We start from the raw sequence: 21326 nt of genomic DNA, 5'->3' as shown, positions 1-21326 counted from the left end.
AATAATGATACAAAAATAGTGATGAAAGCAGTTTCTGAGGCGGACTTATATTTAATAGGATTTCCAATCTTTAATGGTTCTTTTCCCGCGCCATTAAAAAATATTTTTGATTTATTGCCCCCATCCGTTTTCAGACATAAGGTGATGGGGTTTGCAGCTAATGGAGGGACCTATCAGCACTACCTCGTAATAGAAAATCAGTTAAGGCCAATTGCCGGATATTACCGCTGTTATGTGGCGCCAAGCTATGTTTACGTAAACCACAGTCATTTTAATGATAAAAATGAAATAGTAGATGAGGATATATTAAATCGTATTAAAGAGCTGGCTAATGAATTAGTGATGATGCAAAAAGCATTAGTAAAGAGGAATATTTAAATAGAAGGACAGCCAAATTTAAATGGTCTATTTTAAATTTGGTGAAAAATTACATTGAAAAATTGAAAGATTTTAAATAACTCTGAACATCCAAGGTCATAACATGTGTCCTGGATGTTTTTTAATAGATAGTGATCTGGCAATTAAAATAGGCTTTTACTTTGGTAACAATACCCAAACGCATTACATAATTTGTTGAGGAAAGGTATAGGTGCGTTAACCTATTCATTATGGCTAAGCTGTGATTATTCCTTGTTGCTAGACACCTGTATAAAAAATAGGGAGGCTATGCAAATGTATGATTTTCAAAGAGATCTCCAAATGTTGAATGTTGGTGATTTCTACGCAAACGCGGCAATTCCTTGGGATCCATATCAGGAATCCATGGATCGACAATTTGGCACTATGGGTTTTGGTTCTTGTTTTGGTTTTGGTTTAGGTTTTGGTTCTTGTTTCGGATTTGGCTCTTGTTTCGGTTTTGGTTCCTGTTTCGGCAGCTGTGGCGGCTTCGGACGCTGTGGCGGCTTCGGACGCTGCGGCGGTTTCGGACGTTGCGGCGGTTTCGGACGTTGCCGTTAATCAGTTTTTAGTATTTTATCGAAAAACATGGTTGCCAATGGAGAAGATTTGCCCCCGCAAAGTTGTTTTGCCGGGGCTTTTCTCTAAAAGATGAGACATATAGGACAAATTTCGGTACATAGGGTAATAGTGAAAATAATATGGTGATTGAAGTACAGCTCACGAGTAAGGAGGAGCGAAATGACGAATTTAACCCCGTCTATGCGTTTGAGAGTGAAAGGGGATACATTTTTTTTCCCAGATCCCAACAGTGGAGTATATTTTCGGAATAACCTATGTTCGTTTCGGATGGAAGGCAATATGATCGATAAGTGGGTTGAAAAGCTGGTGCCTATGTTCAACGGGGAGTACACGTTGGCTAATTTGACTGACGGATTGCCGGATCCATATCGGGATCGGGTGTATGAAATTGCAGAAGTGCTTTATCAAAACGGGTTTGTAAGGGATGTAAGCCAAGATCGTCCACATCAACTGACGGATCAGATACGTAATAAGCATGCTTCTCAAATAGAATTTTTAGACAGTTTCGGTGACTCGGGTGCGTACCGGTTTCAAGTCTATCGTCAAGCAAAGGTTTTGGCAGTTGGCTCCGGTCCTTTTTTTGTTTCCTTGGTTTCAGCTTTACTTGAATCAGGCTTGCCAAAGTTTCATGTACTAATTACGGATTCGGTACAGACAAATAGACGGCGTATAACAGAATTGGAGGAACATGCACGTAAATCAGACCATGAAATAGCTGTAGAGGAGGTCATCCTTCAGGATAAAAGCGAGAGTTCATGGCGTGAAATTGTGCAGGATTATCAATCAATTTTGTATATCTCGCAAAAGGATGATATAGAGGAACTGCGGGATCTTCATAGGATTTGCAGGGAAGAAAAGAAGGTGTTTATACCAGCTATTTGCCTAGACCAGGTGGGACTTGCAGGTCCTTTGGTGCATCCAGACTCTAGTGCATGCTGGGAGTCAGCTTGGAACCGTATCCATCAATCTGTATTTTTTAGAGACCAGCAGTTAACCGCCTTCTCATCTACTGCGGGAGCGATGTTGGCTAATGTAATCGTGTTTGAATTATTCAAAGAGAGTACGAAAGTGAGGGAATCGGAACAGAATAATCAAATTTTCCTGCTTAATCTGAATACGCTGGAAGGAAGCTGGCATTCCTTCGTGCCACACCCATTGGTCGCTAGTGGTGTGTCTGCTGAATGGGTACAAGATATAGATTCATGGCTTGAACGTAGCATGAATAAAGGTGATTCGAGTAAATTACTCTTTTTCTTTAGCCAGTTAACATCAGCTGAATCAGGCATTTTTCATATTTGGGAAGAGGGGGACTTAAAGCAGCTGCCGCTCGCTCAGTGTCGTGTTCAGGCAGTTGACTTGCTGTCGGAAGGACCAGCAGAGCTGTTGCCTGAGATGATTGTTACCGGTTTGACACATGAAGAGGCACTGAAAGAAGCAGGACTGTCAGGAATCGAGGCTTATGTATCACAAACTACTAATCTTCTCATTACTTCTCTGCCCCTACACAATGGTGTGGTTAGCAGTTTAACAGACCAGAAGAATATTGGTTTTGGAGCCGGGGAAACATTTGCAGAAGGTGTTGGCCGCGGATTGCAAAAGTGTTTGGAAATGGAACTAAACAAACAATTGGTCCATCAGAAAAATTCTGTCTCACGGGTGTACTTAAGTGAGATAGAGGATGAGCGTTGTCGTTATTATTTTCAGGCACTAACGATGATGAGGGGAGAACCAATAATAGGTTTAGGGGAGGAATTGGCCGGATTCCCCGTAGTATGGATTGGTACGAACGGAAGCTGGTATGGCAGTGTAGGGTTGAATATCACAGGGGCGTTACGAAATGTTCTGCAACATGTGATTATGATAGTACAAAATGATTCGGCTTTCCTTACGACAAAGGTGGTGGAGGTTTCAAGCGTACGTCTGGAAGAAAGTGAGCATCGAAGCCTTGTTATTCATGAGTGTGAAGTGCCTACAGAACCAGCTTTGCTTCATTTAGCAATAAAAACGTTAGAAAGAAGCCACAAGCAGCTTCTTGTCTTCGAAGTAGAGATGGAACCATTTTTGAAAATGGGACTGGAAGGGATTTATGGTGTGATGATACGGGAGGAGGAATCCCAGTGAGTGCTGTCGTAGTAGTTGTCGGAAGAGGATTGTTGGCAGACAGCGTTTCTGCAGAACTATCCACTCAATACGAGATCGTTCGCCTAGCTGATTTTGAGACAGATCTACCACAAGTGGCTAAATTGGTTCTTGTATTGCATGATACTTGGAATCCCTCAGTTCATCAAAAGGCAGAAGAGTTATCGCAAATAACCGGTATCCCTTGGCTGCGAGGATTCGTTTCATTCGGAGAGGGAGTTGTCGGCCCCTTGGTTCAAAAAGGCAAGCCAGGGTGTTCCCAGTGTGCAAACATTAGACGTCTTATGGCCGGACGAGATCGTAATGAGATGTGGGAGATTGAGCAGAGACTTGTTAACCAAGGAGGAAAACCGCGTGATCCTTGGGCATCGCGAACGGGAATTTTACAGATGACCCACCTAATTGAAGCAGAGGTGGAAAGCATTTTGCAAGGTGATAAGTCGCGCCTGGAAAATCATATATTATTAATCAATCTAAAAACATTGAATAGTTCACGGCAATTCTTTTTGCCGGACTCCTTGTGTGCAGTTTGTGGACAATTACCTGACGATTCAGCGACTGAGGCCCAAATATCGCTGCAGCCCAGCCCGAAAATCAGTCATGATAGTTACCGCACCCGATCGATGGATGAACTGAATAAAATTCTTGTCAAAGATTATTTGGACCATCGGACTGGCTTTTTAAATGGAAAAATGTGTGACATTAAGACACCATTTGCCGATGTAGGTGTCAATTTGCCGTTGTTCTCGGGAGACGAAGGAGTGGGAGGCAGGACCAATTCATATGCGGTAAGTGAATCGACAGCTATTTTAGAAGGCTTGGAGAGGTACTGCGGTTTGTCTCCGCATGGAAAGCGGACAGTCGTCTATGACAGTTTCCAAAACCTAAAACATCTAGCACTCAATCCTTTCCAAGTAGGCGTACACACTAAGGATCAGTATTCACTACCTGATTTTCCGTTCGAACCGTTTCATTCCGAACGCTCAATGAATTGGGTATGGGGCTATTCGTTTATGCAAGAGCGTCCGATTCTAGTTCCAGAGCTGCTTGCTTATTACAGTTTGGGTTGCGATGAGGGCTTTGTCTATGAAACTTCCAACGGATGTGCTTTGGGAGGAAGTTTAGAGGAGGCCATTTTCTATGGAATAATGGAAGTGGTAGAGCGTGATTCATTTTTGATGACTTGGTACGCCCAGCTACCACTCCCTCGTCTTGACCCTTATTCCGCAAACGACCAAGAATTACAATTGATGATCGAACGTGCACGTGCGGTTGCAGGATATGAATTGTATTTTTATAACTCGACGATGGAGAATGGAATTCCAAGCGTATTGGCATTGGCGAAAAACAAGAAAGAAAAGGGACTAAATATTATTTGCGCTGCTGGTGCACATTTGGACCCAGTACGAGCAGCGAAAAGCGCGGTTTACGAATTGGCAGGCATGATGCTAACTCTTGACGCGGATTTTGAAGCGAACAAAGAAGAGTATGTGCGAATGTTGCAAGATTCTACACTTGTACGGAAAATGAATCATCATGGGATGCTTTACGGATTACCGCAAGCGGAAGAGCGCCTGAAGTTTTTGCTGAACGAGAACCGTCCAATGAGGACGTTTGACGAGGAATTCAAATGGAATTCCAAGCATAAAGACTTGACCGATGATTTGCGGGATATTCTGCTGGAATTTCGCCGATTAAATCTAGATGTCATTGTGGTGGACCAGACGGCATCGGAAACGAAACGAAACGGATTGTATTGCGTTAAAGTGCTGATTCCGGGAATGTTGCCGATGACATTCGGACACCATCTTACCCGTGTATTCGGGCTGGATAGAGTGTTAACAGTACCAATGGAACTTGGCTACTCGAAACATCCGCTGACATATGAGCAGCTCAATCCATATCCGCATCCGTTTCCATAAGCGGTTGCTGGGAGGTAAGTTAGATGAATCTTGAGACATTTCTGCACAATCTCCATTTTGATATTGAAAAGATAATTCCGCAGGGCTGGGAAGCAGATTGGGCTGATGCGCCATTAGCATATAAGCTCTACCGTGACTTACCGGTAGTACCGTTATCTCTAGAAGTACCGCTTATGCTAGAAGGAAGGGGAATACCTGAAAAGCTTGACCTTCGCACAATCGGTCATTTTCTATGGTATGTGAATGGCCTTAACCAATTTTCCCAATCAGTCTCTCCATTAGATTCTACAGAAAACAGAATGGAACTAATGCATTCGTATAGGCGATTCATTCCTTCCGGCGGGGGATTGTATCCAAACGAATTATATATGTATTTAAAATTGGAGGATTTGCCTGTTGGTGTGTACCATTATGACGTGGCACATCACCGGTTAGTGCTGCTGCGAGAAGGAAATTTCGATTCATATATAGCCAAGGCTCTTGGGAATGGCTGTGATATGTCTGCGTGTTTTGGCACTGTTTTTGTTTCGAATATGTTTTGGAAAAATTTCTTTAAGTATCATAACTTTTCCTACCGGCTGCAAGGGTTGGATGCTGGTGTGCTAATTGGGCAACTGCTGGAAGTGTCGAAACGTTTTGGCTACGCATCAGGGGTATATTATCAATTTCTTGATCGGACATTGAATCATCTGCTTGGTTTGCCCGAACAGGAGGAAAGCGTGTATGCAGTTATACCTCTATCGATTGAACCAACAAATTGGACTTCTAACCTAGGGGACAAAGACGGGGTAATCACTTCTGAAGAATTGTGCAGAGAGCTGCCGGAGATTCATCATCATCATTTTCAACGGTCAAAGAGACGTGCAGACTATTCGATGTTAACAAGGATAAATGAAGCATCTATGATGGAAACAACACAGTCGTTTCGAAAGATCCAGTCGAGAGATCGTGTGCATCGGAACGGTCAAGCTGTATCTCTGCCACAAGTTGAACGCTTGTCGTATGATCTAGCTTCAATCTGCAAAAAGCGATATTCACCTGACTTGGATTTTGTATTGGGAAAAGTAAGCCCCATTCAACTAGCATATCTGCTGAATGAGGCGGCTGCTTCCTTTTCGTATCGAAATGATTTGGATGAAATTCATATAAAGAACAAGCCGCGTGTTTCCTTATATGGCTGCTTTTATAATGTTGAAGGCATTCCAAATGGCGCTTATTATTATGACAGTAGTGATCATTCAATTCGATCGATAGATCCTGGAGATCACCGCTTCAGGCTGCAAAGCGGATTGACTGGTCCGAATATTAATTTGTTTCAAGTGCCTCTCTGCCTGCATGTAGTAGGGGATAAGGATCATTTAATTGAAGCAATTGGATATAGAGGATATCGTATCCAGCAAATGGAAGCGGGTATGTTGGTACAGCGATTACTGATAGCGGCATTAGCCAACGGAATGGGGGGGCACCCGCTTCTCGATTTTGATGCGAATGCATGTGACGAGATTTATCAGCTGGATTCTACTGAAAAAACCAGTCTTATCCAAATTCCGATTGGCCCCTATCGAGATCGGCCTTGGTTGAAAGGAAGTTTGCGCAGTTAAGAAAAATATAGATTAAGAGAAGCTACTCATACAAATTGGGTAGCTTATTACTTTTTTTTCAACTTTTACACTTCTGAATACTTTAATTTTAAGAATTGATTGTGACTAATTTACTAGATTTACACTGGCAGGGAAAGGCACTTAAAATAAAATATTCTAACCGCGCATAAATTTGCCATAAACCTATGACAATAGATCTGTTTTGTTTATTTAAATAGAAATCTTACATACATCATGTATAATTTAACATGCGAGTTATTCAAATAGTAAGGGAGGAATAAATGATGGGATGGGCATTAGCCATATTATTTATTGCAGCAATTGTGCTGCTCATTTTATCGTTTTATAAATCTGGGCAATCTTCATCAAGACTTGAACAACAAATAGATCAACTTACCTTCTCATTAATGGAAGAAGTGTATCAGCTTCAACAGCAAATTAAAAGTCTCGAAATCGATGCTGAAATTACAGCAAAAGAAGCAGGCAATGAAGCAATTCCTTATGAGAAAAGGCTGTTGCTTCGAGAGCTGATCGATTTACATAGGCGCGGGTATTCTTATGAAAGCATTGCTATGGAAAAACAGATGAGTACAGATGAGGCAGAACGCCTTTTAGCTTCCTATATAAAGCAAAAAGAGGAAAGGGGCAAGGTCGAAAATGACGTCTAAATCTATGCGCAGCTTTGCAGGTGGATTAGTGGCAGCAGCGACCTTGTGCGGGATTGTGTACTTTAGTAGTCCAACTGAAGCAACTACAAATAATAAAGTTGAAAAACTATCGAATGAAGAGATGAAGGACAAGCTTTCATCAGAAGGTTATGTTATTTATACAGAAAAAGAATGGAAGCAGCTCGCAGACCAAGCGGACGAAGAGAAGGCGACAGAAACTGAAGAAGTTAAAGACAATAAAGAGAATAAGGTTGTCTATCGCACAGTGTTAAACGTTTCTTCAGGTATGACAAGCATTGATGTCGGCAGAAGCCTAGAAAGAGCAAAAATCATTGATCATGCAAGAACATTTTCAAATGAAGTAGAAAAGCGAGGGTTATCAAACGAGCTGCGCCCTGGCATTTATGAAGTCGAATCTGGTATGAATATGGATAAAATTCTTTCAGTCATTTTTCCTAAATAAACTTATTTAGATGCACCTTCTTGTAAGGCTGCATTTTTTTTATGGTATCAATTGGTCAACTGTAATGTTACGAACCATTTAAATATAAGTAACAATCAATTTTTGATGAATTTTCAGAATTATTATTGTATATATTGTCGAAATGTGTTATTGTGTTATAGTAATAAAAATGCAGTGCAAACTTCACAATTTTTCTAAAATTAAGTCTACACTTCATTTTAAGGGGAAAAACATGGAATTAAAAAAGATTATCCTTGCGAACTATAATCAGCTCTCAAAGGGTCAGCAGAAGGTTGCGAATTATCTTCTCAAAATGCCTAAGGATTTTGCTTTGTTTTCCGCAAATGAAATCGGTTTCAAAGTGGGGGTTAGTGAAACGACTGTTATTCGATTTTGTTATGCGATAAAATTATCTGGCTTTTCCGATTTGCAAAAGAAGGTGCGTGAACTGCTCCTTTATCAGGAGAGCAGCCTTGGGACTTATCATACAAATAAGCTGCAGTTAGCCGAAGAGCCAAACTTTTTCGCCAAGGTCATGGAAAAGGATCGGGAGCGCATTAAAGAGTTGATGTCGCTTGTCAATGATGATGAATTGTATCGAATGGTAGATCAGCTTGTAAATGCGGAAGCAATCTATATTTCAGGAATGGGAACATCATTTCCGGCAGCAAATTGGCTTTCTTTTACACTTAGTTTAGTGAAGGATCGGGTTAAATTAGTCCGTTCCGATTCAGATGATATTGTTTTCACGTTAAGCGGGATGAATAGTCAATCTGTCATGATAGCCATTTCTTTTCATCGTTATTTAAAAGAGACGATCAAAATTGCAAAATTGGCAAAGCAGCAGGGGGCAATCATTATCGGGATTACAGATTCTCCTCAATCACCGATAAGTGAATATTCTGATATGCTATTTCCGATTTTTCCTTTTAATAAATCTGCCATAGACACGACAACAGCCCTATTTTCTTTTTTAAACGCGGTTGTTGCCGGTGTAACAGTAAAAAATTCAAATCGCTTTGAAAAGCGCAAAGAGCAATATGAAGAATTATTTAAAGATTATTTCTTTATTGATGGAGGGGAAGTTACTTGAAAGATCACTTAGATCAGCTTAAACCAACTATTAACTCCCTTTTTGATTACTTTCATCAACATCCTGAAGTTAGCTGGGAAGAGTTCAAAACGACTGAATATATTCAAACATTCCTTGAGAAGCAGGGCTTTAAAGTAAAAACCTTTGATGATTGTACAGGACTTGTTGCAGAAGTAGGCAGCGGAGATATTTGTGTAGGTTTACGAACGGATATTGATGCGCTTTGGCAGGAAGTTGGTGGAATATACAAAGCAAACCATTCTTGTGGGCATGACTCCCATATGACGATGATCATCGGAACGATGCTGCTGTTGAAGAAAATCAACTTTCCGAATAAAGCAAAACTAAAATTTATTTTCCAGCCCGCTGAAGAAAAGGGAACAGGGGCATTGAAAATGATCGAGAAGAATGTAGTAGATGATGTTGACTACTTATACGGTGTTCATCTAAGACCTATTCAGGAGCTAGAAGATGGATATGCTGTACCTGCCGTTTATCATGGAGCTGCTAAGTTTATTACGGGAGAAATAATTGGTGAAGATGCACATGGAGCAAGGCCACATCTAGGCCAAAATGCCATTGAAATTGGTGCCGCAATCGTCAATGAAATTAAAGGCATTCATCTAAATCCAATGGTTCCGTACTCAGCAAAAATGACTAAATTCCATGCTGGCGGCGATTCAGGCAATATCATACCGGGCAGAGCATCCTTTAGCCTTGATGTACGAGCGCAAACGAATCAAGTAATGGAAGAGTTAACGGGGAAAATTGAGAATATTTTTAAACAAATAAGTTTATTGTACGGGGTAAACATTCCATTTGAAACAAAAGCGAATGTAGCTGCTGCGGAGGTAGATTTGGAAGCAGTTGTATTTATGAAGCAGGCTATTATAGATACGCTAGGTGAAACTGGGCTGAAACAGCCTATCATTTCGTCTGGTGGCGAAGATTTTCACTTTTACACTTTAAAGAGACCGAACATAAAAGCAACGATGCTAGGACTTGGTTGTGGGTTAACGCCAGGCCTCCATCATCCAAACATGACATTTAATCGTGAGGCGATGTTCTCAGGAATTGAAATTCTAACGAGAACTATTATGAACACATTGGCAGACAACTAAGAGGGTGATTATCTTGAATGGAAATTTTGAAATACGAACTTTACACAGCAGCAGTGAAATGAAGCTTGTTCAAAAGCTAGAAGAAGAAGTATGGAATATGAGTGCCATTCCGATTCATCAAACGGTTACGGCTGCAAAAAATGGCGGCATTATGTTAGGTGCTTTCGATCAAGAAAAACTAGTTGGATTCAGCTACGGATTTCCTGGATTTGATCAAAAGCAAACCTATCTCTGCTCTCATATGCTCGGAATCCACCCTGAGTATCAGGAAAAAGGGATTGGTGCAAAGTTAAAAGTAGAACAAAAAAGAGAAGCTGCCGAAAAGGGATACGAATTGATCATATGGACATTCGACCCGCTTGAAAGCAGAAATGCCTACCTCAATATGAATAAGCTTCGCGGCATCTGTTGCACCTATATAGAAAATTGCTACGGTGAAATGGAGGACGGACTGAATAGCGGGCTGCCATCTGATCGATTTCAAATCGATTGGTGGATTAATAGTGAGCATGTCTCAGACAGTAAAAGTTTGAATGAGGTCCAGTCTAACGAAGGAATTCATCTGATCAGCTGGGAGACAACAAGCAATGGACAGCCCAAATTAGGGGATTTAGATCAAGGAATGATGACAAATCTAACAAACATCGATCAGCCCCTCCTTGTACCAGTACCTGCAAATTTTCAAGAATTGAAAAAAACAGATCATGAGCTAGCCGTTGACTGGCGTTTTAAGACAAGAAAAGTCTTTCAGCACCTTTTTGAAGCAGGTTATGCTGTAGTAGCTCTGCAAAAAACAAATGATTTGCCTGTTCATTATTATGTTATAACGAAGATACAATCACTTAGTATTAAAAAGTAGAAAAGGTGGATACCGATGAAATTAAAAGAAATTACTTTGCGTCATTTAAAAATGAGAATGAAATCCCCATTCACAACAAGCTTTGGAACAATGCAAGACCGGGATTTTATTTTGCTTGAAGCAAAGGATGAAAATGGAAATAGCGGCTGGGGCGAGTCTGTTGCCTTCCATTCGCCTTGGTATAATGAAGAAACATTACAAACAAATTGGCATATGCTCGAGGATTTTCTTATCCCGCAAATATTAAATAAAGAGATTAAACATCCTGATGAAGTTTCTGAAATCTTTTCGTACATTCGGAAAAATAATATGGCAAAATCTACCCTTGAGGGAGCGGTTTGGGACCTTTATACTCAAGAACAAGGAATTTCACTCGCGAAAGCACTCGGCGGAGAAAAATCAAAAATTGAAGTTGGCATCAGTATTGGTATTCAAAACACAGTGGATGATCTTCTGAAATTAATTGATGAATATGTAACTGAAGGCTATAAGCGGATGAAAGTGAAAATTAAGCCAGGCTGGGATGTAGAGGTTATGAGGGAAGTTAGAAAGCATTTCCCTAATGTTCCTTTAATGGCTGATGCAAACTCAGCATACCGCTTAGAGGATATCGATCATCTGCGTGCCTTGGATGAATTTGATCTCATGATGATTGAACAACCATTAGCATCTGATGATATTATCGATCATGCCACACTTCAGAAACAAATTAATACGCCTGTTTGCTTAGACGAAAGTATTCATTCATACGAAGATACTCGTAAAGCAATTGAATTAGGAAGCTGCAAAATTATTAATATTAAAATTGGCCGTGTCGGAGGTTTGACAGAGTCAAAACGAATCCATGACCTATGTAAACAGCATGATATTCCGGTTTGGTGTGGAGGAATGCTTGAATCAGGTATCGGCAGAGCACATAATATTGCACTCACAACTTTAGATAATTTCATACTGCCTGGAGATACAGCTGGATCTTCTCGTTATTGGGACAAGGACATAATTGATCCGGAAGTAGTTGTAAAGGATGGTTTTATCACGGTTCCTGATACACCTGGAATTGGGTATGAACCAAACAGAGATACGATTAAACAATATACAATTACTGAAAAAACCTTTTCCTAAGTGATTTTAAAAAGGGTTGAAGGAGATGGGAGGTTCTTCTTCTCCTTTTAGAATAAATTTTCAAAAAATTCAATTATACGGGGGCATTTATGAAAAAGAGTATTCAAATGGCAGGTGCATACATCGGTACAGTTGTCGGAGCCGGTTTTGCTTCTGGACAAGAAGTTTTGCAGTTCTTTACTAGCTTTGGATGGTTAGGATTTTTTGGAGCGATCTTGGCAACCTTACTATTTGCTTTTTTAGGAATGAATATTATTCAAATCGGGAGCCGTCTGCAAACACATTCCCATAAAAATGTCGTATATAGTATTTGTGGAAAATATTTAGGAATTGCAGTAGACTTTATCATTACTTTCTTCTTATTTGGAGTTGCAGTGATTATGTTTGCGGGTGCTGGTTCAACGTTCCAACAGCAATTTGGCATTCCAAGTGCAATCGGAAGTTTGATCATGGTAGTACTAACAATCGTTACTTGCTTCTTTAATGTGGAAAAAGTACTTAATATTATTGGGGGTATTACCCCAGCATTAATCGTGTTAGTTTTGTTGATAGCAGGATATGCATTATTCACAATGGATGCTAGCTTTGCAGAGCTTGACAAGCTGGCTGAAGGGCAAAATGCAGCTGCCTCAAACTGGTTCCTTTCTGGTTTATTGTATGTTTCTTTTAATATCACTTGTGCGATTCCAATGCTTGCAGTTATGGGCGGAACGACAAAGAATTTAAAGATCGCCGGAATGGGCGGTATTCTTGGCGGAGTCGGATTAGGTCTTATGCTTATTCTCATTAATGTCGGCATGTATACAAGATTAGGCGATATTGGCGGTTTAGATATTCCGATGCTTTACTTGGCAAATGAAATATCTCCAATTGTCGGAATTTTCATGTCTATTGTCCTTTTAGCGATGATTTTTAACACAGCAGTAGGAATGCTTTATGGGTTCGCTGTACGGGTAATGAAGCCAGGTACGATGAAATTTAATGGATTTGTCACAGCAATAGGTTTTGCAGGATTTGCTGCAAGCTTCGTAGGATTTACAAAACTAGTTGGAACATTGTACCCAATTACTGGTTACCTTGGGTTTGCTTTGATTGCCGCAGTTATTGTTTACTGGGTAAGAGGTAAAAGAAATAATCAAAACCAGCAAGAACATAAGATTGCTTCTTAAATAATAGAAACCCTTTTAGATTGCGGTAATAAACGTAATCTAAAAGGGTTTTTTCCTTTTTCTGAATTGTAGGCAATGAAACTAGCGTTTATTTGATATAGCTATTAACCAAGAGGCCCAGCCAATTCTTGGAGGATTCAGTTTGGCTTGTACATTTAAGTAGGAATTTCAATGGACCATTCAATGTAAGGGTTTTGCAGGGACTTCTTTTAAAACGATTACCGTCTGGACCCTAATTTAGCCGAAATACGCTTTCCGGTTTCAATTACTTTTTTGATTAAAAAATCATGCCTGTTTTGAGATACATTGAAATTGACATATCCTATACTGACAGCGCCTATTAAATCATTCCATTGGTTGTAGATCGGTGCTGCTACAGATGATGTGCCTTCCGTTCTTTCTCCATGGCTAATTCCATAGCCTTGAGATCTGATTTGTTTGAGCATATTTAAGAAGCTCATCTTTTCTTCTTCTTTCACAATCAAATTTACGATTTTCAACATTTCCTCAGCAGGCATATGTGCAAGCATTGTTTTATTGGCAGCTCCGATATTCATCGGGATCCGTATTCCTAATTGGTCATTAATTCGAATCGGATTGGTCGGGCAGTCAATTCGTTCAACAACAATCGATTCCAGTCCAATTGACTTACTATAATATATGCTTTCTTCTGCCTCAAGCATTAATTTCTCCATTTCTGGACGAATCAAATTAACAAAATCAAAACTATCATATAGCTGTAAACCATACTCAAGCCAAGTGTTACCTAAAGAGTATAGCTTTGAATCGGGATCTTGCTGAACAAGTCCATGTTTTTTCATTGCTTGTAAAAGTCTGTGCATCGTACTTGCCGGTAAATCACAATCTTTTGATAGATCTGTTATGGACAGCCACATTTTATCCTGATTATTTGCTAAGGCTTTCGTTACTTGCATAGCACGGTCAATCGTTTGCATAAATTTGTCTCCCATTCCATTTATATATTTCTATTATATATAAAATATTGAAAATTAAAAGATTCCTTCAATTCAAAAAATATTGACATAGTTCTTTATCTACTATAATATCAGAATTATAAAATTCCTAACAGAGGAATTTGATTCCGTTAGGTGGAAAAGGAGGAGTTCGAGTGGATTACTGTCAATCTATGTACAAACAACTTACATCAGTAGTAGTAAAACACCCAAACGATGCTTTCATTAGCCAAGAAAACTTAAGTAAGGAATGGGAAAGATTTAATTACATAGAGGAACCCAATTTTGCCGAGGCTCAGGAGGAATATGAAGAATTCCTTTCCATCCTTAGCAAGCATGTCGATAATATTGAATATTTACCTGCTTCAAATCAAGTTGGCCTAGACTCCCTTTATACTCATGACCCAGTCAAATTTACAGGGAAAGGAGCAATCATTTTAAAATCGGGAAAAAAACTGCGTCAAAGCGAAGCATTGGTTTATAAACAATACCTTCAAGAAAAGGGCATACCAATCCTTGGGGAGCTAACAGGGAATGCGATGGCCGATGGAGGAGATATCGTATGGTTGGATGACCGTACACTTGTTGTAGGCCGCGGCTACAGAACGAATGATGAGGCAATACGCCAAATTAGAGAAATGACGAAGGATTTAGTAGATGACTTTATCGTTGTTCAACTCCCGCATGATCAGGGAGAAGCAGAGTGTCTGCACCTCATGTCTTTTATAAGCATGGTAGATTCCGACTTAGCCGTAGTTTATTCAAGATTAATGCCCGTATTCTTTAGACAATTGCTGATCGAAAAAGGTATTCAATTAATTGAAGTTCCTGAAGAGGAATACCATAACCTCGGTTGTAACGTCTTAGCATTAGCACCGCGAGTTTGTATGATGGTTTCTGGAAACCCTTCCACGAAGCAGCAATTAATTGATGCAGGAGCAACAGTTTATGAATACAAAGGCCGTGAAATCTCGTTCTTAGGTACAGGCGGACCAACTTGTCTAACTGGTCCTGTTATCCGTAAATAACAGTCAATTATTTCGAGGAGGATTAGAAATGTTTAAAAATACGATTGTAAAAACACCTGGAGAAACTTATATAAATGGATTAACAACTTCAGATTTAGGAACACCAATCTATGAAAAAGCGTTGGAACAGCATGAAGCGTATATAGAAGCTTTAAAAAAGTGTAATATAGAAGTGCATGTAATGCCAAAGAATGCTGATTTCCCGGATTCAACATTTGTAGAGGATACAGCTGTACTAACATCAGAATTTGCCGTTATTTCAAATCCAGGCGCACAAACAAGAAACGGCGAGATTATCGAAATGGAGCCTGCTGTTAAGTCATTTTATGAAAAGCTTTATTATATTAAAGCGCCAGGTACGGTAGATGGCGGAGATGTACTTCAAGCAGATGATCATTTTTATATCGGTCTTTCTGAACGTACAAATCTAGCGGGTGCTGAGCAATTGAAGGCAATCTTAGAATCTGAAAACTACAAAGCTACCATTATTCAGCTGGAAAAGTTCTTCCATTTGAAAACAGGTATTTCTTATTTAGGAAACGAAACCATGGTTCTTGCAGGTGAGTTTATCAACCATCCTGACTTTGCTTCATATAAAAAAATCATTGTACCAGCTGAGGAAGAATATGCTGCAAACTGTATTCGCGTCAATGACTATGTTATTATCCCAGCTGGCTTTCCAAAAACAAAGCAAATGATTAATGAAGCTGGGTATCAAACGATTGAGCTTGATATGTCGGAATTCCGTAAATTAGATGGAGGCTTAAGCTGCTTATCATTACGATTTTAGAAGATTTGTTGAAATAGAAGAAGCTGAAAGAGGGCAGAGAGACATATTGCTTAAATCAGCTTCTCCTTACCCTAGATCTTGCACAATTATGTAAGGGTTAACAATTATTTGAAGATTCTACGAAAAATAAGCGGGAATTTTATTTTGAAGGGTGTGAGTCGTGTGGTCAATAAGGAATTACAGGATAACCAGTTGAATCGTTCGATGAAGAGGCGGCATTTATTCATGCTTTCTCTTGGAGGGGTTATCGGAACCGGATTGTTTCTAAATGTGGGTTATACGATAAACCAATCTGGGGCTGGTGGCGCATTAATCGGGTATTTATTTGGGGGATTAATTTTATACCTCGTAATGGTGTGTCTAGGGGAGCTTGCCGTCTATATGCCTGTTACCGGTTCTTTCCAAGCATATGCAACTAAATTTATTAATCCTTCAGCTGGCTTTGCTTTAGGCTGGATGTATTTCATCGGTTCAGCAACAACTGCTGGGGTTGAATTTACCGCAGCAGGAATTATAATGCAGCGTTGGCTCCCAGATGTCTCTATTTGGATTTGGTGTGCTATATTTATCGTCTTGTTATTCTCACTCAATGCCCTTACAACGAAAGGGTTTGCGGAATCAGAATATTGGTTTGCCGGTATTAAAGTAGTTGCTGTTATTTTCTTTATCATTATTGGAGCGGCAGCTGTCTTTGGAATTATTCCATTAGCCGATCGTCCTGCTCCACATTTCCAAAACTTAGCACCATCCGGACTTTTCCCAGCTGGGATTGCAATCCTTTTTGTTACGATGATGAATGTCATCTTTTCTTACCAAGGGTCTGAACTAATTGGAATTGCTGCCGGTGAGAGTGAAGATCCTGAGAAGAATATTCCACGTGCAATCCGAAATGTACTAGTTAGAATTATTGTGTTCTATATTTCTTCTATAATTGTATTATCAGCTATTTTTCCATCAGCTGAATTGGGATTGCTAGAAAGTCCATTTGTAACTCTTATGGATTTAGCTGGTATACCGTACGCACCAGATATTATGAACTTCGTTATTCTGACAGCGATTTTATCCGTTGGAAACTCTTGTTTATACGCTTCAACACGTTTGCTTTGGGCGATGGCACATGAGGGAATGGCACCGAAACGCTTCGGAAAGCTATCAAAAAGAAAGGTACCATTTGCTGCACTAGTCTTTACGATGCTTTTTTCCTTATTATCATTGTTAACTAGTGTAATAGCTGCCGATACCGTTTTCGTCCTTTTGATGTCTATTGCAGGGATCTCAGTTACAATCTCGTGGATGGGCATCGCACTTTCACAGTTTATGTTTAGACGGAAATATATACAAGCGGGCGGAAAAATTGAGGATTTGAAATATAAAGTTCCATTATATCCCTTAGTTCCGATCATTTGTATCGTATTTTGTTTAGCCATCCTGATTTTCTTAGCATTTGATCCAACACAGCTTGTAGGATTATTAGTTGGAATAGGCTTCCTTGTTGCATGTATTGTATTCTATCGATTTAAACTTGCAAAAAATGAAACGGCACAGGCAAATTCAGATATTAATAGAACTGTATAAAGATTACTTGATTACATGGAAATTAATATAATTTAAGGATTTGTAAAATTTTGAATAAGAGGGAAATCAAAAGGAGTTTTGAATGATGACACAACTTAGATGGGGAGAACCGGAAGCGTTACGTGAATTATTATGCGAGGTTGTAAGCTGGAAAAGCATGACCCTTACTGAAGGAGAACGTGAATTTCCTGTTAAACTCCTAGCCAAGCTCCAGGAACTTGATTATTTTACTCATCATCCTGATCATTTAAGACTGGATGATGCAGATTTGGGCCGCCGATTTCTTACTGCGCTATATAAACATCCCGAAGCTAGTGAAACGATTGTTTTAATTAGCCATTTTGACACGGTCAATACGGAAGAATATGGGGATATTGAGCCCCTTGCCTATCAGCCAGAAGCATTGACTAAATTACTTCATGAAAGAATTCATGACCTGCCTGAGGACGCGAAACAAGATTTATTATCTGGTGAGTATTTATTCGGCAGAGGCACAATGGATATGAAAATGGGCCTTGTTATGCATATGAGCTTGATAGAAAAAGCATCGATCGAGCAATGGCCAATTAATCTTCTATTACTAACAGTTCCGGATGAAGAGGTAAATTCCTCAGGAATGCGTGCAGCTGTTAACAAGCTTATAGATTTAAAGGAACAGCATAAATTGACCTATAAGCTTTTCTTAAATGGTGAGCCTGTATTTACCCAAGAGCCTGGAGATCGAAAATACTATGTGTATTCTGGTACAATCGGTAAAATTATGCCATCCGCTTTATTTTATGGAAAAGAGACACATGTGGGAGAACCTTTGAGTGGCATAACAGCTCCTTATATTGCGTCATTTTTGACACAGCAAATGGAATGGAATCCCGGTTTTCAAGAATCGGTATTAGGAGAAAAGACTCCACTTCCAGTAACCCTTCAGCAAAAGGATTTGAAATTGGAATATTCAACACAAACGCCATATCGTGCTGCAGCCTTATATAATGTCTTTCTAATGAAAAAGAATGCTTCTGAAATTATGAATTTATTTGAAGAAGTTGCACAGGAAGCAGCCAGGGCCTGTAATGAAGCATACAAAAAAATCTGTTTAGGCCAAGGCGTTGCTCCTGTTGGAGAAGTGCGTGTACTCCGCTATGAGGAACTGTTAAAGTATGCGATCGGAAAGATTGGTGCAGAACATGTGGAGGAAATCAAAAGGAATATCCTTGCCAACAAAGATTGGGATGACCGTGAAAAGTCACTTCGCATTGCTGATGCCTTGATAATTCAATGTCAGGAACTGACTCCTGCAATGGTTTTACTTTATGCACCGCCATATTATCCAGCTATCAATTCTTCAGAAGATGAGCTTGTAAAAAAATGTGTGGATTATGTGAAGGAAGAAGGGCTTCAGAAATTTAACTTACCTGTTCACCAAATTCACTACTTTAATGGAATCTGCGATTTAAGCTACGTAAATTATAAGGATGAAGGGGAAGGCTGGACAGCATTTGTCACAAACACTCCTGTATGGGGAGAGAGCTATAGCATCCCATTTGAGGGAATGAAACTGCTTAATGCGCCTGTATTAAATGTCGGTCCATTCGGAAAGGATGCTCATAAACGAACCGAACGCGTTCATACGAAGAGCGCTTTTGAAGAGGTTCCTGCTCTTGTCGAAGGTATGATAAAGATGATGGTGCATGAGAAAGTTTACGTGTAATTTATGAAAAAAAGAGACATCTTCTAAGGAAATGGGGAGGATGTCTCTTTTGTTTCGGGGTTAAGAAGATTTTTTCTGCTGATCACTTTTTTCAATGAGTGATCCTTTTTTAATCCAATATTGGAAATTGTCCAATGGAAAGACACCTCTGCAATCAGGGTTATACATTTGCACAACGACACTTTCTGGGTTTACTTCTATAATCCTTAGTGATTCAGACTTAGCGAGATTTGGAATAAAACAGCTTTTCATTTCAAATTCCATATTATTGTGTAAATTCATCCTTCACACTTCCTTAAAAAATTGATGATATTCGCTTCATTTATATGTTACCCAATGGATTCCCCCTTATCCAAAAATTGGACAAATTTACACTGAAAAATAGATTGAATTATCTAATTATTACTGCTAAAATAGAAAAAAGGTCAAGGAGTTGGTTAACGATGGAAAAACATTTATTGAATTCGGCTCAACAACACGAAGAGAACATGGATGAAATTCTTGCAGAGCAATTTTTAAACAACACCTTGCTGACATTTCGAAGAGCACGGCTCAAATTGGAAATTGATAAATCCTTAATTGAACGGAACAAAAAAGAATTTATGCGCCTAACGGAAGAATTAAAGAGCATTTCATAGAGTAAATTGAAGGCTGCCATCTAAAGATGAGCAGCCTAAATTTTTGAGGGGGATTACGTCATGACAACACCAGCAATACATATTTCGGATGAAGCATTAATGAAGCTCAGGGAATTGCTTGAAGAAGATTTGGATCAATCTGTGAGGTTAAAAGCCTATCCTACAGGTGAATGCTGAGGAAATGTTGAATTTATGTTGTCCCTGGATGGGTCAAAGGGCACAGATATAAAGTTTATGATGGATGGCCTTCCCTTTGTGATGGATAGGCATTCGGCGGTTTTTATTTTTAAAACGTTGTGTATTTCTATCGGTGAAGATGGGAGATTTGTCGTTGTGGATCGGTTTTTGTAAAAGGGATTTAGAAGATTACAAGGATGTGAGAGAAATTATTATTAAAGCTCGTCATGAACCAGAAGAATTAAAGTTGCTAAAATGCTTGAAACCGAGAATGGATTTGTCAGAAAAAGACAGGAATACACTTACTAATCTTGAAAAGGGCTATGCAGGTGAGGTGCTTTTCGACAGTTGGGTAGAGGATCTTTCAAATGATTGGATTATCCTCAATGATTTATTGCTTGAAAGCAATCATACTGAATTTCAAATTGACTCCTTATTGATATCCCCAGAGATCATTTATCAGTTCGAGGTAAAAAATTATGATGGCGATTTTTATATCGAAGACGATAAATGGTTTTCCCAATCAGGAAAAGAAATTAATAATCCATTGCATCAGTTGGAACGTAGTGAATCCTTATTTCGGAGACTGCTCAACGATTTCGGCGTCAAAACTCCAATTAAATCCTTCGTATGCTTCGTCAACCCAGAGTTCCACTTATACGAAGCCCCACGCAACCAGCCTATTATTTTTCCAACACAGCTTCCACGATTCATAAAAAAGTTGCAAAAGAACTCTCCAAGAATCCAAAAAGCACCCTTAAAGCTCGCAGAAAAAATAGCTGCAGCTCACATGAATGAATCCCGACACAAGCGGGTTTATGAATATCAATTTGAGAAATTTAAAAAAGGAGTCCGCTGTTTTAATTGTGTATCGTTTATGGCTAATTTTAGCCCGGAGCAATTTGTCTGCTATAGATGTGGAGTTAAAGAAAAAGTGGCAACCGGGATATTGCGAACTGTAGAGGAGTTTATTCTTCTTTTTCCAGAGAGAAGGATTACCACTAATGCTATTTATGAATGGTGTAAAGGAATTAAGTCTAAGAGGACTATTCGAAGGATTTTGTTGTTAAAATATAAGCCATTTGGAAACGGTAAAGACAGTTATTTTGTTAAAATGCTAGATAAATAAAAATCGAACTTACTAGTGAACCGAGAAACACGGTTTTTTGGACAAGTTATTGCTAAAGTGCTGAAAGCTGTCCAGTAATCCAAGTTTGTTGGACAGGTTTTTGGAAAACCGCTGAAAGCTGTCCAATAACACAGGTTTGTTGGACAGGTTTTTGGTAAATCGCTGAAAGCTGTCC

At 39.4% G+C, this 21326-nt stretch carries 20 protein-coding genes; 18 read left to right on the top strand and 2 right to left on the bottom strand.

Annotated elements, in window-relative coordinates; genetic code table 11:
* From V7164_RS06795 to V7164_RS06740, 12 genes are all read left to right on the top strand, one after another.
* The coding region (locus V7164_RS06795) for an NADPH-dependent FMN reductase (RefSeq protein WP_335353725.1) at positions 1 to 378 on the top strand (378 nt) is incomplete at its 5' end.
* Positions 379 to 672: 294 nt separating this feature from the next.
* Positions 673 to 957 (top strand): heterocycloanthracin/sonorensin family bacteriocin, encoded by a 285-nt coding sequence (locus V7164_RS06790; protein ID WP_335353724.1) that lies wholly within the window; start codon positions 673 to 675, stop codon positions 955 to 957.
* A 180-nt stretch (positions 958 to 1137) separates the two neighbouring features.
* A complete protein-coding gene (locus V7164_RS06785) occupies positions 1138 to 3099 on the top strand; it encodes a putative thiazole-containing bacteriocin maturation protein (protein WP_335353723.1) in 1962 nt (653 codons plus the stop codon).
* Complete coding sequence (locus V7164_RS06780) at positions 3096 to 5039, top strand: TOMM precursor leader peptide-binding protein (protein ID WP_335353722.1); 1944 nt, start codon at positions 3096 to 3098, stop codon at positions 5037 to 5039. The genes V7164_RS06785 and V7164_RS06780 overlap by 4 nt, the downstream gene beginning before the upstream one ends.
* 23 nt (positions 5040 to 5062) lie before the next feature.
* Positions 5063 to 6640 carry a SagB family peptide dehydrogenase gene (locus V7164_RS06775; protein ID WP_335353721.1) on the top strand — a complete coding sequence of 526 codons (1578 nt, stop codon included), beginning with the start codon at positions 5063 to 5065 and terminating at the stop codon, positions 6638 to 6640.
* 281 nt (positions 6641 to 6921) lie between these two features.
* On the top strand, positions 6922 to 7308 hold the full coding sequence (locus tag V7164_RS06770; RefSeq protein ID WP_335345735.1) for a hypothetical protein: 387 nt from the start codon (positions 6922 to 6924) through the stop codon (positions 7306 to 7308).
* Positions 7298 to 7771, top strand: coding sequence for a hypothetical protein (locus tag V7164_RS06765; protein ID WP_335353720.1), 474 nt, complete (start codon positions 7298 to 7300; stop codon positions 7769 to 7771). The genes V7164_RS06770 and V7164_RS06765 overlap by 11 nt, the downstream gene beginning before the upstream one ends.
* 232 nt (positions 7772 to 8003) lie before the next feature.
* Positions 8004 to 8864: a MurR/RpiR family transcriptional regulator gene (locus V7164_RS06760; RefSeq protein WP_335353719.1), complete on the top strand. Its 861-nt coding sequence runs from the start codon at positions 8004 to 8006 to the stop codon at positions 8862 to 8864.
* Positions 8861 to 9985: a M20 peptidase aminoacylase family protein gene (locus V7164_RS06755; RefSeq protein WP_335346120.1), complete on the top strand. Its 1125-nt coding sequence runs from the start codon at positions 8861 to 8863 to the stop codon at positions 9983 to 9985. Before V7164_RS06760 ends, V7164_RS06755 begins: the two co-directional genes overlap by 4 nt.
* A gap of 4 nt (positions 9986 to 9989) precedes the next feature.
* The gene (locus V7164_RS06750) at positions 9990 to 10844 is read left to right on the top strand and encodes a GNAT family N-acetyltransferase (protein WP_438824022.1); all 855 of its coding nucleotides are present in this window, start codon (positions 9990 to 9992) and stop codon (positions 10842 to 10844) included.
* A 15-nt stretch (positions 10845 to 10859) separates the two neighbouring features.
* Positions 10860 to 11966 (top strand): o-succinylbenzoate synthase, encoded by a 1107-nt coding sequence (menC, locus tag V7164_RS06745; protein ID WP_335353717.1) that lies wholly within the window; start codon positions 10860 to 10862, stop codon positions 11964 to 11966.
* A gap of 89 nt (positions 11967 to 12055) precedes the next feature.
* Positions 12056 to 13135: a YkvI family membrane protein gene (locus V7164_RS06740; protein ID WP_335346123.1), complete on the top strand. Its 1080-nt coding sequence runs from the start codon at positions 12056 to 12058 to the stop codon at positions 13133 to 13135.
* 218 nt (positions 13136 to 13353) lie between these two features.
* Here V7164_RS06740 and V7164_RS06735 read toward each other — a convergent pair whose 3' ends face one another.
* The gene (locus V7164_RS06735) at positions 13354 to 14091 is read right to left on the bottom strand and encodes an IclR family transcriptional regulator (protein WP_335353716.1); all 738 of its coding nucleotides are present in this window, start codon (positions 14089 to 14091) and stop codon (positions 13354 to 13356) included.
* Between the two features lie 191 nt (positions 14092 to 14282).
* Between V7164_RS06735 and V7164_RS06730 the strand changes: the two genes are divergently transcribed.
* From V7164_RS06730 to V7164_RS06715, 4 genes are all read left to right on the top strand, one after another.
* Positions 14283 to 15137, top strand: a complete 855-nt coding sequence (locus V7164_RS06730; RefSeq protein ID WP_335353738.1) for a dimethylarginine dimethylaminohydrolase family protein — start codon at positions 14283 to 14285, stop codon at positions 15135 to 15137.
* A 28-nt stretch (positions 15138 to 15165) separates the two neighbouring features.
* Positions 15166 to 15927 (top strand): dimethylarginine dimethylaminohydrolase family protein, encoded by a 762-nt coding sequence (locus V7164_RS06725; protein ID WP_335353715.1) that lies wholly within the window; start codon positions 15166 to 15168, stop codon positions 15925 to 15927.
* Positions 15928 to 16131: 204 nt separating this feature from the next.
* A complete protein-coding gene (locus tag V7164_RS06720) occupies positions 16132 to 17502 on the top strand; it encodes an amino acid permease (protein ID WP_438824704.1) in 1371 nt (456 codons plus the stop codon).
* A gap of 85 nt (positions 17503 to 17587) precedes the next feature.
* Positions 17588 to 19207: a M20/M25/M40 family metallo-hydrolase gene (locus V7164_RS06715; protein WP_335353736.1), complete on the top strand. Its 1620-nt coding sequence runs from the start codon at positions 17588 to 17590 to the stop codon at positions 19205 to 19207.
* 60 nt (positions 19208 to 19267) lie between these two features.
* On the opposite strand, the gene V7164_RS06710 is transcribed toward V7164_RS06715, so the two are convergent.
* Positions 19268 to 19489, bottom strand: coding sequence for a hypothetical protein (locus tag V7164_RS06710; RefSeq protein ID WP_335353714.1), 222 nt, complete (start codon positions 19487 to 19489; stop codon positions 19268 to 19270).
* A gap of 161 nt (positions 19490 to 19650) precedes the next feature.
* On the opposite strand from V7164_RS06710, the gene V7164_RS06705 reads away from it, so the two are divergent.
* Entirely contained in the window at positions 19651 to 19845 is a 195-nt protein-coding gene (locus V7164_RS06705; RefSeq protein WP_335353713.1) for an IDEAL domain-containing protein, read from the top strand.
* Positions 19846 to 20176: 331 nt separating this feature from the next.
* The gene (locus V7164_RS06700; RefSeq protein WP_335353712.1) at positions 20177 to 21151 is read left to right on the top strand and encodes a nuclease-related domain-containing protein; all 975 of its coding nucleotides are present in this window, start codon (positions 20177 to 20179) and stop codon (positions 21149 to 21151) included.
* Positions 21152 to 21326: the final 175 nt, after the last annotated feature.

This window comes from Bacillus sp. JJ1474 (assembly GCF_036965225.1).
GTDB lineage: Bacteria > Bacillota > Bacilli > Bacillales > Cytobacillaceae > Cytobacillus.
The sequence above is the reverse complement of the archived record's forward strand: the minus strand, read 5'-3'. Positions and strand labels throughout refer to the sequence as shown.

Bases quoted from the DNA above. Each gene is read 5' to 3' on its own strand.
- V7164_RS06775 (WP_335353721.1), top strand. From the start codon at position 5,063: ATGAATCTTGAGACATTTCTGCACAATCTCCATTTTGATATTGAAAAG.
- V7164_RS06710 (WP_335353714.1), bottom strand. From the start codon at position 19,489: ATGAATTTACACAATAATATGGAATTTGAAATGAAAAGCTGTTTTATT.
- V7164_RS06765 (WP_335353720.1), top strand. From the start codon at position 7,298: ATGACGTCTAAATCTATGCGCAGCTTTGCAGGTGGATTAGTGGCAGCA.
- V7164_RS06790 (WP_335353724.1), top strand. From the start codon at position 673: ATGTATGATTTTCAAAGAGATCTCCAAATGTTGAATGTTGGTGATTTC.
- V7164_RS06715 (WP_335353736.1), top strand. From the start codon at position 17,588: ATGACACAACTTAGATGGGGAGAACCGGAAGCGTTACGTGAATTATTA.
- V7164_RS06760 (WP_335353719.1), top strand. From the start codon at position 8,004: ATGGAATTAAAAAAGATTATCCTTGCGAACTATAATCAGCTCTCAAAG.
- V7164_RS06735 (WP_335353716.1), bottom strand. From the start codon at position 14,091: ATGCAAACGATTGACCGTGCTATGCAAGTAACGAAAGCCTTAGCAAAT.
- V7164_RS06770 (WP_335345735.1), top strand. From the start codon at position 6,922: ATGATGGGATGGGCATTAGCCATATTATTTATTGCAGCAATTGTGCTG.
- V7164_RS06705 (WP_335353713.1), top strand. From the start codon at position 19,651: ATGGAAAAACATTTATTGAATTCGGCTCAACAACACGAAGAGAACATG.
- V7164_RS06785 (WP_335353723.1), top strand. From the start codon at position 1,138: ATGACGAATTTAACCCCGTCTATGCGTTTGAGAGTGAAAGGGGATACA.
- V7164_RS06720 (WP_438824704.1), top strand. From the start codon at position 16,132: ATGAAGAGGCGGCATTTATTCATGCTTTCTCTTGGAGGGGTTATCGGA.
- V7164_RS06725 (WP_335353715.1), top strand. From the start codon at position 15,166: ATGTTTAAAAATACGATTGTAAAAACACCTGGAGAAACTTATATAAAT.
- V7164_RS06730 (WP_335353738.1), top strand. From the start codon at position 14,283: ATGTACAAACAACTTACATCAGTAGTAGTAAAACACCCAAACGATGCT.
- V7164_RS06740 (WP_335346123.1), top strand. From the start codon at position 12,056: ATGAAAAAGAGTATTCAAATGGCAGGTGCATACATCGGTACAGTTGTC.
- menC (WP_335353717.1), top strand. From the start codon at position 10,860: ATGAAATTAAAAGAAATTACTTTGCGTCATTTAAAAATGAGAATGAAA.